15 protein-coding genes and 1 tRNA gene are annotated in these 12,611 nt (G+C 64.2%); 6 read left to right on the forward strand and 10 right to left on the reverse strand.

Annotation, left to right across the window (positions count from 1 at the left end):
• Positions 1-157: 157 nt before the first annotated feature.
• The 3 genes from V7778_RS11870 to V7778_RS11880 all read right to left on the reverse strand — a co-directional run bounded on the left by V7778_RS11870 (position 158) and on the right by V7778_RS11880 (position 3,210).
• Positions 158-1,924, reverse strand: coding sequence for a PhoH family protein (locus tag V7778_RS11870; RefSeq protein ID WP_335555425.1), 1,767 nt, complete (start codon positions 1,922-1,924; stop codon positions 158-160).
• Between the two features lie 269 nt (positions 1,925-2,193).
• A complete protein-coding gene (locus V7778_RS11875; RefSeq protein ID WP_335555426.1) occupies positions 2,194-2,679 on the reverse strand; it encodes a peroxiredoxin in 486 nt (161 codons plus the stop codon).
• 150 nt (positions 2,680-2,829) lie between these two features.
• Positions 2,830-3,210, reverse strand: coding sequence for an Mth938-like domain-containing protein (locus V7778_RS11880; RefSeq protein ID WP_335555428.1), 381 nt, complete (start codon positions 3,208-3,210; stop codon positions 2,830-2,832).
• Positions 3,211-3,476: 266 nt separating this feature from the next.
• Here V7778_RS11880 and V7778_RS11885 point away from each other — a divergent pair, with 266 nt between their 5' ends.
• Together V7778_RS11885 and V7778_RS11890 are read left to right on the forward strand one after the other, a co-directional pair.
• Complete coding sequence (locus V7778_RS11885; RefSeq protein ID WP_211519143.1) at positions 3,477-4,706, forward strand: pyridoxal phosphate-dependent aminotransferase; 1,230 nt, start codon at positions 3,477-3,479, stop codon at positions 4,704-4,706.
• Between the two features lie 21 nt (positions 4,707-4,727).
• Positions 4,728-6,062, forward strand: coding sequence for a homoserine dehydrogenase (locus V7778_RS11890; protein WP_335555431.1), 1,335 nt, complete (start codon positions 4,728-4,730; stop codon positions 6,060-6,062).
• Between the two features lie 154 nt (positions 6,063-6,216).
• Here the strand turns inward: V7778_RS11890 and V7778_RS11895 are convergent, their stop codons facing one another.
• The gene (locus V7778_RS11895; RefSeq protein WP_335555432.1) at positions 6,217-6,402 is read right to left on the reverse strand and encodes a hypothetical protein; all 186 of its coding nucleotides are present in this window, start codon (positions 6,400-6,402) and stop codon (positions 6,217-6,219) included.
• A gap of 311 nt (positions 6,403-6,713) precedes the next feature.
• Between V7778_RS11895 and V7778_RS11900 the strand changes: the two genes are divergently transcribed.
• Positions 6,714-8,606, forward strand: coding sequence for an MFS transporter (locus V7778_RS11900; RefSeq protein ID WP_335555434.1), 1,893 nt, complete (start codon positions 6,714-6,716; stop codon positions 8,604-8,606).
• A 9-nt stretch (positions 8,607-8,615) separates the two neighbouring features.
• Here V7778_RS11900 and V7778_RS11905 read toward each other — a convergent pair whose 3' ends face one another.
• A complete protein-coding gene (locus V7778_RS11905; protein ID WP_335555436.1) occupies positions 8,616-9,809 on the reverse strand; it encodes a DUF418 domain-containing protein in 1,194 nt (397 codons plus the stop codon).
• 224 nt (positions 9,810-10,033) lie between these two features.
• Here V7778_RS11905 and V7778_RS11910 point away from each other — a divergent pair.
• Positions 10,034-10,110: transfer RNA gene (locus tag V7778_RS11910), tRNA-Pro, on the forward strand.
• An 82-nt stretch (positions 10,111-10,192) separates the two neighbouring features.
• On the opposite strand, the gene V7778_RS11915 is transcribed toward V7778_RS11910, so the two are convergent.
• Positions 10,193-10,477, reverse strand: a complete 285-nt coding sequence (locus V7778_RS11915) for a hypothetical protein (protein WP_335555438.1) — start codon at positions 10,475-10,477, stop codon at positions 10,193-10,195.
• Between the two features lie 94 nt (positions 10,478-10,571).
• Here V7778_RS11915 and V7778_RS11920 point away from each other — a divergent pair, with 94 nt between their 5' ends.
• Both V7778_RS11920 and V7778_RS11925 read left to right on the forward strand, forming a co-directional pair.
• Positions 10,572-10,838, forward strand: coding sequence for a BrnT family toxin (locus V7778_RS11920; RefSeq protein ID WP_335555440.1), 267 nt, complete (start codon positions 10,572-10,574; stop codon positions 10,836-10,838).
• On the forward strand, positions 10,825-11,127 hold the full coding sequence (locus V7778_RS11925) for a BrnA antitoxin family protein (RefSeq protein WP_335555441.1): 303 nt from the start codon (positions 10,825-10,827) through the stop codon (positions 11,125-11,127). The genes V7778_RS11920 and V7778_RS11925 overlap by 14 nt, the downstream gene beginning before the upstream one ends.
• Positions 11,128-11,272: 145 nt before the next feature.
• Here the strand turns inward: V7778_RS11925 and V7778_RS11930 are convergent, their stop codons facing one another.
• The 4 genes from V7778_RS11930 to V7778_RS11945 are packed head-to-tail and all read right to left on the reverse strand — an operon-like array spanning position 11,273 to position 12,499.
• Complete coding sequence (locus V7778_RS11930; RefSeq protein ID WP_335555442.1) at positions 11,273-11,710, reverse strand: DUF1353 domain-containing protein; 438 nt, start codon at positions 11,708-11,710, stop codon at positions 11,273-11,275.
• A complete protein-coding gene (locus V7778_RS11935; RefSeq protein ID WP_335555444.1) occupies positions 11,707-11,835 on the reverse strand; it encodes a hypothetical protein in 129 nt (42 codons plus the stop codon). The genes V7778_RS11930 and V7778_RS11935 overlap by 4 nt, the downstream gene beginning before the upstream one ends.
• The gene (locus V7778_RS11940) at positions 11,835-12,251 is read right to left on the reverse strand and encodes a glycoside hydrolase family protein (protein ID WP_335555445.1); all 417 of its coding nucleotides are present in this window, start codon (positions 12,249-12,251) and stop codon (positions 11,835-11,837) included. The genes V7778_RS11935 and V7778_RS11940 overlap by 1 nt, the downstream gene beginning before the upstream one ends.
• A 2-nt stretch (positions 12,252-12,253) precedes the next feature.
• Positions 12,254-12,499 carry a hypothetical protein gene (locus V7778_RS11945; protein ID WP_335555447.1) on the reverse strand — a complete coding sequence of 82 codons (246 nt, stop codon included), beginning with the start codon at positions 12,497-12,499 and terminating at the stop codon, positions 12,254-12,256.
• Positions 12,500-12,611: the final 112 nt, after the last annotated feature.

Here is a 12,611-nt window from a genome sequence, read left to right on the forward strand (position 1 = left end):
GGGATGACGGTCTTGGGGTAAGTGGCAAGCCCATGCCCGTCGTTCCGGCGAAGGCCGGAACCCAAGTTCGTAAGCGGACCATGGGCGCATCCTGTACCCACGGAGAATAAGAATAAAAAAAGCCCGCCAACCGGCGGGCTCTTCACACAGCGATCGATCAAAGCACGTCGCTCGCGTGGTCGGCGAGGCGCGAGCGTTCGCCGCGCGCCAGGGTCACGTGGCCGCCGTGGCCCCAGCCCTTGAAGCGGTCGACCACGTAGGTCAGGCCGCTCGAACCTTCGGTGAGGTAAGGCGTGTCGATCTGGGCGATGTTACCCAGGCACAGGATCTTGGTGCCCGGACCGGCGCGCGTGACCAGGGTCTTCATCTGCTTCGGCGTCAGGTTCTGCGCCTCGTCGATGATCAGGAACTTGTTGACGAAGGTGCGGCCGCGCATGAAGTTGAGCGACTTGATCTTGATGCGCGAGCGGATCAGGTCCTGGGTCGCGGCGCGGCCCCAGTCGCCGGCGTCGCCGTCGGACTTCATCAGCACCTCGAGGTTGTCGTCGAAGGCGCCCATCCAGGGCGACATCTTCTCTTCCTCGGTGCCCGGCAGGAAGCCGATGTCCTCGCCCACCGGCACCGTCACGCGGGTGACGATGATCTCGTTGTACAGCTTGGTCTCCAGCACCTGGGCCAGGCCGGCGGCCAGGGCCAGCAGGGTCTTGCCGGTACCGGCCTGGCCGAGCAGGGTGACGAAGTCGCACTCCGGGTTCATCAGGAGGTTGAGCGCGAAGTTCTGCTCGCGGTTGCGCGCGGTGATGCCCCACACGTTGTTCTTGTTGTGGCTGTAGTCGCGCAGGGTTTCCAGCACCGCGGTCTTGCCGTTGATCTGCTTGACCTGGGCGTAGAAAGGCGAGTCGCCATCCTTGGGTTCCAGGTAGACGAACTGGTTCACCAGCAGGCCGGGGACCACCGGGCCGGTGATGCGGTAGAAGGTCGAGGAATAGCCGTTGCGGTTTTCCTGCCAGGACTCGATGTCCTTGCCATGCGAATCCCAGAAGTCGTCCGGCAGCTGGACGATGCCCGAGTACAGCAGGTCGGTGTCTTCCAGCACGTGGTCGTTGAAGTAATCCTCGGCCGGCAGGCCCAGGGCGCGCGCCTTGATGCGCATGTTGATGTCCTTCGACACCAGCACGATCGCGCGGCCGTCCATCTGCTGCTCGAGCGCGCGCACGACGCCCAGGATCTGGTTGTCGGCCTTGCCCGAGGGCAGGCCGTCGGGCAGGGGGGCCGCATCCAGCTTGGTCTGGAAGAACAGGCGGCCCTTGGCGTCCTTGTTGCCCAGCTTGGCCAGCGGGATGCCGGCCTCGATCGCGTCGTCGTCGACGTTGGCGATCAGGGCGTCCAGGGTGCGCGAGACCTGGCGCGCGTTGCGCGCGACCTCCGACATGCCCTTCTTGTGGTTGTCGAGTTCCTCGAGGGTCATCATCGGCAGGTAGACGTCGTGCTCCTCGAAGCGGAACAGCGAGGTCGGATCGTGCATCAGCACATTGGTGTCGAGCACGAAGACCTTGGTGATGCCGGACTTGTCGGCCCTGCGGCTGGTGGAGGACTTGACGTTGACCTCGACCGGCTTGTGCTTGGCCGGATGCGGCTGCTCGGCATCGGTCTCGCGCAGCTTGGCCACGGTGGCCGGCGCGCTGCGCTGGGTTTCGCCGCGCGCCGGCGCGGGGACGGCCGCCAGGACGGGCGCGGCTTGGGCGGCCTTCTTGCGGGCGCGGCCCTTGGGCGCAGGCACGGCCTGGCCGCTGATCAGCTCTTCGAGTTCGGTATCGGTCTGGGTGGACGCGGGACGGACCGGCGACTTGCCGGGTTCCGCCTTCGGGTAATCCTTGGCCAGCAGCATGGTGGCTGGCTTGGTCGGCATTTTGGGTAGTGGCATCAGGTTCTCAATCTCAAAAAAGACGGGAAGGCCGAACGTGCGCGGGCCACAGGGCCGCGCCGTCGTTCGGAATCGGTACTCGGGAAGGGGCTGCCATGCGCGTTGGACCCGGGAAGAGCCTGGTCCGGCAGGCAGCCAGATTGGAATGATGCGGATGTGTTACGGGTTGACTCAAAATAGGCGATGGCTATCCAGGTACGTTAAGAAACTGGAGCCATCCATCAGAACCTGGATAACCTGCTGCTCGCGACGGTTTTTCAAGGCTCTTCTTAAGGCTGGCTCTTCAAAAATTCCAGCACTTCGGCGACGTGATCATTGACTTTCACGCCACGCCATTCTTTCACCAATCGGCCTTGAGCGTCAATGACAAACGTACTGCGCTCGACCCCCCGGACCTGCTTGCCATACATATTCTTCATCTTCATGACATTGAACTGCGTGCAGACCGTCTCTTCGGGGTCGGAAATCAGCTCGAACGGCAGGCCCAGCTTGCCCTTGAAGTTTTCGTGCGAACGCAGCGAATCGCGGCTCAGGCCGTAGATCTCGGCGCCCAGCGCCTGGAACGCGGGATAGGCTTCGCGGAAGTTGATGCTCTCCGTCGTGCAGCCCGGCGTGTTGTCCTTGGGATAGAAGTACAGCACGGTGTACTTGGCGGGACGGCCGGCCAGCTCGAAGGTCAGGCCGCTCGTCATCGGGGCGGAAAATGGGGCGACCGGCGTTGGGGCGATCGGTGCGGCGGTTGGGCTCTCGGCCACGGGGGTCTCCTGGCAGTGGCAGCGCGGCGCGCTGCGTTCAATCTCCCTGGCGCACAGGGAGCGGCAGTGCGCATGATAATCCCGCACCGCCTCCAGAAGCTAGTGCTGCCAGGCTGATAATTCCGCCAGTTGGGGCGTAGTGTCTTTATTTCAAGAGGCCGTGTCGATAATCAGGGCCAGCGTAACCTTGCGCCCTTCGCCCATCAGGATATTGTAGGTGCGGCAGGCGGCCTGGCTGTCCATGCATTCGACGCCGATGCGCAAAGCCGAGAGGCTGGCGACCAGTTTCGGATGGACGAAGCGCTGGCGCTCGCCGGTGCCCAGGACGACCACGTCGGGCGCATCCTTGGCGATTTCCTCGAAGTGGGCGGCGTTCAGGTCTTCGAAGCGGGCGACGTCCCACGGACGCGGAGGGACTTCGGGCATGACGGTGAGGCTGAACTCGAAGCGCTGGGCATTGATTTCGACGCCCTTGGCGTCGTAGCCGGTCACGGTCTGATATTGTTGAGTGTTGTCGGAATGGAGCTTCATGGTCTTGCGTTTTCAGAGGCCAAAGTGATCGCCCATTGTAACCGGATCGGCAAGGTTGCCTGATTCCGCCGCCTAAGGCAGAATGGTATTTTTCGCACTGCAACATACGGAAGGCTCGGAAAACCCGCTGCGCGTTGCACTGTCGTCCTGCGATGCTCGCTGTACCCATGTACAGCGAGCAGGCTCCCCTTGGGGGCTCGGACAACATTGCTGCCGCTCGCGACGGTTTTCCGATGCTTCCTTAGCGCTTTCTTCCAGGGGATATCTTGCGACCGATTTTCAAATCGAACAAACTCGACGACGTTTGCTACGAAATCCGCGGCCCGGCCTTGGAAAAGGCCCGCCAGATGGAAGACGACGGCCAGAAGATCATCAAGCTCAACATCGGCAACCTGGCCGTGTTCGGCTTCGATCCGCCGGACGAGATCGTGCACGACATGATCCGCAACATGCAGGGCGCGGCCGGCTATACCGATTCCAAGGGCATGTTCGCGCCGCGCAAGGCGGTCATGCACTACACCCAGGAAAAGAACATCCAGGGCGTCGGCATCGACGACATCTACCTGGGCAATGGCGCCTCCGAGCTGATCGTGATGGCGATGCAGGGCCTGCTGAACAACGGCGACGAAGTGCTGGTGCCGGCGCCCGACTATCCGCTCTGGACCGCGGCCGTGAGCCTGGCCGGCGGCAATCCGGTGCACTATGTGTGCGACGAGCAGTCCGGCTGGTTCCCCGACATCGAGGACATGCGCAAGAAGATCACGCCGAACACCCGCGCGATCGTCGTCATCAATCCGAACAACCCGACCGGCGCCCTGTATCCGCGCGAAGTGCTGCTCGAGATCGTCGAGCTGGCGCGCCAGCACCAGCTGATCATCTACGCCGACGAAATCTACGACAAGACCCTGTACGACGGCGAACAGCACGTGTCGATCGCCTCGCTCGCCGACGACGTGCTGTGCCTGACCCTGAACGGCCTGTCGAAGAACTACCGCTCCTGCGGCTACCGCGCCGGCTGGATGACGGTGTCGGGCGAGAAGCGCCATGCCAAGGGCTATATCGACGGCCTGAACATGCTGGCCTCGATGCGCCTGTGCGCCAATGCGCCGGGCCAGTACGCGATCCAGACCGCCCTGGGCGGCTACCAGAGCATCGCCGACCTGGTGGGCCCGGGCGGGCGCCTGCTCAAACAGCGCGACCTCGCGCACAAACTGCTGACCGATATTCCGGGCGTGTCCTGCGTGAAGCCAAAAGCCGCGCTGTACATGTTCCCGCGCCTCGACCCGAAGATGTACCCGATCACGGACGACCAGCAGTTCATCTGCGAACTGCTGTCCGAGGAAAAAGTGCTGCTGGTGCAAGGCACCGGCTTCAACTGGATCGCCCCGGACCACTTCCGGCTGGTGTTCCTGCCCAATTCCGACGACCTGACCGACGCCTGCGGACGCATCGCGCGCTTCCTCGACGGCTACCGACGGCGCCATGGACGCGCCTAGACTTCAACGAGAAACCACACCATGAAACCCATCAAAGTTGGCCTACTGGGGCTCGGCACCGTCGGTGCCGGCACCTTTAACGTTCTTCAGCGCAACCAGGAAGAGATCCGCCGCCGTGCCGGCCGCGGCATCGAAATTACCATGGTGGCGGCGCGTAACATTGAACGGGCACGCCAGCTGACAGGGAACAGCACGGCCGGCGCTTCGGTCGAGGTGGTCTCGGACGCCTTCGCCGTGGTCAACCATCCCGACATCGACATCGTGGTGGAACTGATCGGCGGCTACGAGCTGCCGCGCGAGCTGGTGTTGCAGGCCATCGCCAACGGCAAGCACGTGGTCACCGCCAACAAGGCCTTGCTGGCCCTGCACGGCAACGAGATCTTCGCCGCCGCCCAGGACAAGGGCGTCACGGTGGCCTTCGAAGCGGCCGTGGCCGGCGGCGTGCCGATCATCAAGGCGCTGCGCGAAGGCCTGACCGCCAACCGTATCGAATCGGTCGCCGGCATCATCAACGGCACCACCAACTTCATCCTCTCCGAAATGCGCGAGAAGGGCCTCGACTTCGCGACCGTGCTCAAGCAAGCGCAGGAACTGGGCTATGCCGAAGCCGACCCGACCTTCGACATCGAAGGCGTGGACGCGGCGCACAAGCTGACCATCATGTCGGCGATCGCCTTCGGCATCCCGGTGCAGTTCGACAAGGCGTATATCGAAGGCATCAGCAAGCTGGAAGCGGCCGATATCCGCTACGCCGAGCAGCTGGGCTACCGCATCAAGCTGCTGGGCATCACCCGCCGCACCCGCACCGAATCGGGCGAGGGCATCGAGCTGCGCGTGCACCCGACCCTGATCCCGGCCGCGCGCCTGATCGCCAACGTCGAAGGCGCGATGAACGCGGTGCTGGTGCAGGCCGACGCCGTCGGCGCCTCGCTCTACTACGGCAAGGGCGCGGGCTCCGAGCCGACCGCCTCGGCCGTGATCGCCGACCTGGTCGACGTCACCCGCCTGGCGACCGTGGACCCGTACTGCCGCGTGCCGCACCTGGCCTTCCAGCCGGGCGAAATGACCGACGTCGCCATCGTGCCGATGGCCGAGATCACCACCAGCTACTACCTGCGCGTGCACGTGAAGGACCAGCTCGGCGTGATGGCCGACTTGACCCGCATCCTGGCCGACGCCGGCATCTCGATCGACGCCGTGCTGCAGAAGGAGCCGGGCGACCAGACCGACCTCGACATCATCATGCTGACGCACCAGACGCGCGAGAAGAACATCGACGCCGCGATCGCCAAGATCGAGGCGCTGCCGGCGGTGATCAGCAAGGTGATCCGGATTCGCCTGGAAGCGCTGAGCTGATCGGGTCTTTGCGGTCTCGCATATCGTAGGGTTGGCGGCTCTGCCGCCGACCCGGCGATGGTTTGCAACAAGATCATCCGGCGCGGCTCCAAAGCCGAATCAACGCGTCGGCGGCGTAGCCGGCCGCGCGCCCCGCCGACCCTACGGTTTCACCTCACATCGGCGGCATATCCCACTGCACCGGCATGCTGCCGCGTACCCGCTCGGGCAAGCAACGCAAAGGCTGCGCCTCGTCGTCGTCGAGAAGGGCGGTGGTGAGGAGGAGCAGGTCCTGCTCGATGTGCTCGAACAGCGCAATGGCCACGCTGGCGTAGCAGACCTGGAAGTTGGCTGAAGTCATCCGCGGATTCTACCTGCGCTGCACTGCAGCATGTCCTCCGAAACGGAGCCGCTTGACCCATTTCAATCAGGATTCGTCCGGATCATACAGTTTGATTTCGCACGGCCGTCCAGTGCCACGTTTCGTGTTGAATAGCAGGTCGCGGACCTTGCCGGCGCAGCATCCGGCGCGGCGCGTATCGAAATACGCCACCGCGGGTATTCCCTCCAACGACCAGATCATGAATCCGAGAAACAGCGTTTGTGAGCCGGGGGCGGCCGTTGTACATTACGCACTCCCGTTCAGCGAACATTTCCAGCAAACTCTAGCGCATGAGCCATTCGAACCAGTTTTCCCTCCTGACGCAGCGCCGCTTCGGCCCCTTCTTCTGGACCCAGTTCCTGGGCGCCTTCAACGACAACCTGTTCAAGACCGCGCTGCTGGTCGTGCTGACCTATGACGCGCTGTCCTGGACCACGCTCGATCCGGCCCTGCTGAACAACCTGATCCCGGGCCTGTTCATCCTGCCCTTCGTGCTGTTTTCGGCTACCGCCGGCCAGATCGCGGACAAGTTCGACAAAGGACAGCTGGCACGCTTCGTCAAGCTGCTCGAGATCGGTATCATGGGCGTGGCCTGCATCGGCTGGATGACGCATACGCTGTGGTTGCTGGTCGCGGCCGTGGCCGGCATGGGCCTGCACTCGACCCTGTTCGGCCCGGTCAAGTACGCCTACCTGCCGCAACAGCTGAAACCCGAAGAACTCGTCGGCGGCAACGGCGTCATCGAGATGGGCACCTTCGTCGGCATCCTGCTGGGCGAAGTGGCCGGCGCGGTGCTGGTGGCAACCAAGCCTTTCGGCATCGAGCTGGTGGCGGCCGGCACCCTGGGCTGCGCCCTGCTGGGACTGGCCGCCAGCTGGCGGATCCCGCCCTCGCCGGCCCCGGCGCCCGAGCTGAGGATCAGCCGCAACCCCTTCGCCGAATCGCTGCGCAACCTGAATTTCTCGCGCCAGAACCGCACGGTGTTCCTGTCGATGCTGGGCAATTCCTGGTTCTGGTTCTATGGTGCCCTGGTGCTGGCGCAATTCCCGCTGTTCGCCAAGGACTACCTGCACGGCGACCACAGCGTCTTCGTGCTGTTGCTGACCGTGTTCTCGCTCGGCATCGGCGCCGGTTCGCTGCTGTGCGAGCGTCTGTCGGGCCGCAAGGTCGAGATCGGCCTGGTGCCTTTCGGTTCCATCGGCCTGTCGGTGTTCGGCATCGACCTGTATTTCGCCAGCAGCGCCTATGCCGGCGCGGGGACGGCCACGCTCGACGCCTTCGCGCTGCTGGTCCAGCCGGGCGTGCCGCGCATCCTGGCCGACATCGTCCTGATCGGCGTCTTCGGCGGTTTCTTCATCGTGCCGCTGTTCGCCCTGATCCAGACCCGCTGCGACCAGAAGCACGTCTCGCGCACCATCGCCGGCATGAACATCCTGAACGCGCTGTTCATGGTGGCCTCGGCCGGCGTGGCGATCCTGCTGCTGGGGCAGGGCTTCACGATTCCCGAACTGTTCCTGGTCACGGCCCTGCTGAACGCCGTGGTGGCGGTGTACATCTTCTCGCTGGTGCCGGAATTCCTGATGCGCTTCCTGGCCTGGCTCCTGATCCACACCGTGTACCGCGTGCGCACGGTGGACGTGGCGCGCATTCCGGAAGAGGGCCCGGCCGTGCTGGTGTGTAACCACGTGAGCTACGTGGATGCGCTGGTGATCGGCGCCGCCAGCCCGCGCCCGATCCGCTTCGTGATGGACCACCGCATCTTCAAGACGCCTTTCCTGAGCTGGCTGTTCCGCGCGGCCAAGACCATCCCGATCGCGCCGGCCAAGGAAGACCCCTGGGTGATGGAAAAGGCGTTCGTCGACATCGCCCATGCCTTGCACAACGGAGAACTGGTCTGCATTTTCCCGGAAGGGAAGCTGACCTCGACCGGCGAGATCAGCGAATTCCGCGCCGGCATCGCCAAGATCGTCGCCCGCAGCCAGGTGCCGGTGATCCCGATGGCCCTGCGCGGCCTGTGGGGCAGCATGTTCACGCGCGACAAGACCAACATCTTCGAGCGCCGCATCGAACGCGGCGTGCGTTCGAAGCTGGCGCTGGCCGTCGGCTTGCCGGTGACGCCGGACAAGGCCACCCCGGAATACCTGCAGGAACAGGTGCTGGCCTTGCGCGGCGAGTGGAAATGAACAGGGCGCTCAGCCCGGCTGGCGCAGGGGCGCCACGGCCGGGCGCCCGATCCAGGTGGCGCGGTGCCACAGGGCTTCCAGCGGGCCCTGCGGGTGACGGCGCAGCCACCAGTTGCTGAACCAGATCTGCAGCACGGCCAGCGCGATCCCGATCAGGAGGCTGAGGCTGGCGCCGGTGAGGGCGTACAGGCCCAGTCCGAATCCATAGTAGAGGACGGTCCCGGCCAGGGACTGCATCATGTAGCTGGTCAGGCTCATGCGTCCCAGCGGCGCAAGGCGCGCCAGCATCCTGCTCCCGGCCGCGCCGCGGTGGAGCAGGGCGAAGCCGGCGACCAGCAAGGCTGCGAAGGCCAGGTGGGCCCAGGAGCTGAGCATCAACACGAGGGGCCGCTTCAGGCCTTCGGCGCCGTTCCAGCCGTTCAGGGTGCGGTGTGCGAAGAACAGCGGAACGAACAGCAGCAGGGCGGCGAAGGCGATCCTGCGCCAGCGCGCGGCAGCCGCCGCATCGTCCGCGAAGAAGCGGGCCCGGCAGGCCAGCATGCCCAGCATGAACAGGGCCGGAATCTGGAACAGGCGGCCGTTTTCCCAGCTCCACAGGATCGCGGCCGGTCTGCCATTGAAGAGATTGCCGCTCCACACTTCCCACAGCGAACCGTGCATCAGGTAGGCGTTGCCGCGGCCAAAGTAGGCCCAGGAAGCCGGATCCGGCAGCGTGAGCGCGGGCGCGGGCAGGGCGCGCAGCAGTTCGACCAGGGCATAGGGCTGGAGCAGCAGCAGGCAGGCGAACCCGAGCACCAGGCGCTGCGGCAGGCGGGCCACCAGCAGCAGGCTGAGGCCGAGCACGGCGTACATCGCGAGGATATCGCCCTGGTAGAACATCGAATTGACCAGCCCGAAACCAAGCAGGAGCAGCAGGCGCCAGGCGAAACGGGCGCGGAAGTCTTCGCCGGCGGCTGCGCGGCGGCCGTCCTGGAGGGCGAAGGTGAAGCCGAACAGGAAAGCGAAGATGGCATAGGCCTTGCCGTGGAAGAGGAAGAACAGCATCTCCCAGACGGCCTTGTCGAGAATGATCATCCAGGCCGGCAAGTGGCTGGGGAAATGGTAGAGATCGAAGTGTTCGAGGTTATGCAGCAGCATGATCGCCAGGATCACGAAGCCGCGCAGGGCGTCGACCACGGCAAGACGTTCGGACGAAGGGGGCATCGCAAGCTCCAGCGAAGAATGGATGGTCCATTGTAGATGGTAGCGTTACCATCGCGACGATGCCGGGCTCTGCAATTGGTGAGAGGCGGGCGGCGCCGTTCGAGCCTCGGCGTCGCGCCGCCGCCCCGATAGAAGGTACGGCTTACTCCAGCGCACCCATTTTCTTGAAAACGTATAACAAAATCTCAAGAAATTTTTTCTCTCTGATATAATTGCTGGCTAGTCGGGGCGTAGCGCAGCCTGGTAGCGTACCTGCATGGGGTGCAGGGGGTCGGAGGTTCGAATCCTCTCGCCCCGACCATTAGAATCAAAGTGTTACAGTGCCAGCTGTACACATCCACAGCACTGGATATTAGACACTGTCTAATATCGGTGCTGTTTTTTTATGCCTGTTCGAACCGCACCGACCACTCCTGAATGTAGGCCGGGCCGGTGTCGCCCTGCGGCCGCTCCTCGCCTTTCAACAGCATGCCGCCGTCGGTCATCGTAGTGAGCTTCGCGTCGTAGAGCATCGGGATGAGCGGATCGCCGACTTGGGAGGCCGGGTCCGTGACGGTAGCTACGGTGCCGGTCCCCAGACCGTAGACGCGCACGGCACCCTCAACGAATGGCGACTGGCCGATCTCTCGGTCCGATAGGCGCTGGCCTCGCTTGCGCAGCTGTTTCACTTTTCCGTACATGCGTCCAGTATAGCTCGGCGGCTGTTTATCGTATATACAAAAAACACTTGCACTGATGGTTTAACGTATATACAATAATTACATGGACATCGCATTCGACACCACTAAAAACCAGACCAACATCGAGAAGCACGGTGTCGAGCTGGCAGCCGCAGCGCAGTTCGAATGGGATGATGCCCTGGCCTGGGCGGACGAGCGCAAGAGCTACGGCGAAGAGCGCATGTGCGCCATCGGCTACATTGGCATGCGTCTCTTCTACGTCGTGTACGTAGACCGCGCCGAAGTCCGAAGAATCATCAGCCTGCGCAAGGCGAACACGAGGGAGGTAAAACGATATGCCGAAGCTTAAACCGGGGACGGTGGTCCCCACCCCTGAAGAGGACGCCGCGATCACGAAGGCGGCGATGCAGGACCCGGACGCGGTCCCGTACACCGATGAGGAATGGGCGGCTGTGAAGCCGAAGCGCGCGCGTGGGCGGCCGAGGGAAGAGGTGCGCAAGGAGCCGATCAGCATTCGACTCGACTCCCGCGTGCTGAGCGCCTTCAAGGCGACTGGGGATGGGTGGCAAACCAGGATGAATGACGCGCTGATCGAATGGGCCGGCCAGCACGGCATGCTCGCCGACGAGCCAAGCTGACGAGATTGAGCGAGATCAACGCCCCGGTCGCCGGGCCTGCAATGATCTCGGAATGAAACCTCGCACCGACCGCCGGACGGCGACCCACATCGACTTGGCCGTGAACATCGCCGCATCGCATGGTGTCGCCGCCGGCGCCCGTGCGCTACATGAGCGCGGTGTCGCGCTCGAGCTCGCCCGCCGGGTGCTGCTCCGGCCCGGGCTGCGGCGCGGCCGCGTCCCCGGTATAGCGGGAACCACCGAACAAGCGCACGCCCAGCCACATCGGGCCCCGGCGCCAGGCTGACACCCCGCACGCCTTCGACGCCTCCGCAAACACCTCGTCCGCCAGCTTCCGCGAAACCTCGCCGGTAGAGTAGAGGTGATCGTGCACGACGGCCGCCTCCTGGGCCACGTCGCCGAATAGCCAGAAGGCGAGCGGCAGCCGCGGTACGCTGGCGAAGTCGGTAGTGGTGCCGGCCGGGACAACCACCAGGCGCCCGAGCACCGCCGATTCGAACACCAGCGTGGACGTGAGCACCCAGTCGTCGCTGTCCGGGTCGACCCGTTGAACCGACAGCTTCGTGTGGAAGCGCGGGATCATTTCGCCGCCGCGTCGCGCAGGTCCTGCGCCAGGTTGTCGGTCTTGTAGCTGGCCTTCCATTCGAACTTGAGGTTCGCGCAGCCGGCGAGGGTGGCCAGCACGGCCAAGATCAAGATCTTCTTCATCAAAATTCTCCTTTGCGCATGAGGGCGGCCAGGCGGACGGCACGGTCGCCGACCTGCTTAGCCCATTTGGAATCGAGCATTTCGCGCGCCGCCGCGTCGTACCGGCGGGAGCGCATGTGGGCCAGGGCCTGGGTGAAGCCCAGCAGGCGGGTAATCCCGAGGTTGAAGCACATGTTCGCCAGCACGTTCTGGCGCGCCGCGCTCATGTCGCGCCACCACGGCAGGCGGCGGTCGAGTTCCTTCTCGACCAGGTCGATGTCGTTCTTCAGCATCAGGTCGATCTCGTCGTCGGAGAACGGGCGGTCGACCAAGTTGCGGCCGACGCCGCCGGTCCACTTCCCGACGGAATCGAGGTAGATCAGCGCGCGCCGGCCTTCGTCGATGGTCAGCTGGGCGGCAAGCTTGTCGCGGTCCATGGTCAGGCCTTCCAGTGCGAGACAAGCCAGCTGAGGAAACCGCCGATCGAGCCGGCGGCGCCGCCCACCACCATCAGCGTGCGCCAGCCGCCCTGGGCCTCGTGCATGGTGCGCAGCACTTCGTCGAGCTTGTCGTTGAGCTGGGCGTTGGTCGTGCGCAGGTCGGCCACGGCCGCTTTCAGGTGCGCGACTTCCACCTGGATTGTCGCGACGGCGATGGCGTTCTGTTGTTCGGTGGTGGGGTCCACAGGGATCCTTTCAGGAAAAAGAAAAGCCACCTCGCGGGTGGCCTATAATTGGTAAAAACTACACAGGTGACGCATGCACTACGATCCGATCCAGCTGGGCGCGATGCTCGCG

Source organism: Massilia sp. DD77, assembly GCF_036961685.1.
Classification (GTDB): domain Bacteria; phylum Pseudomonadota; class Gammaproteobacteria; order Burkholderiales; family Burkholderiaceae_D; genus Telluria.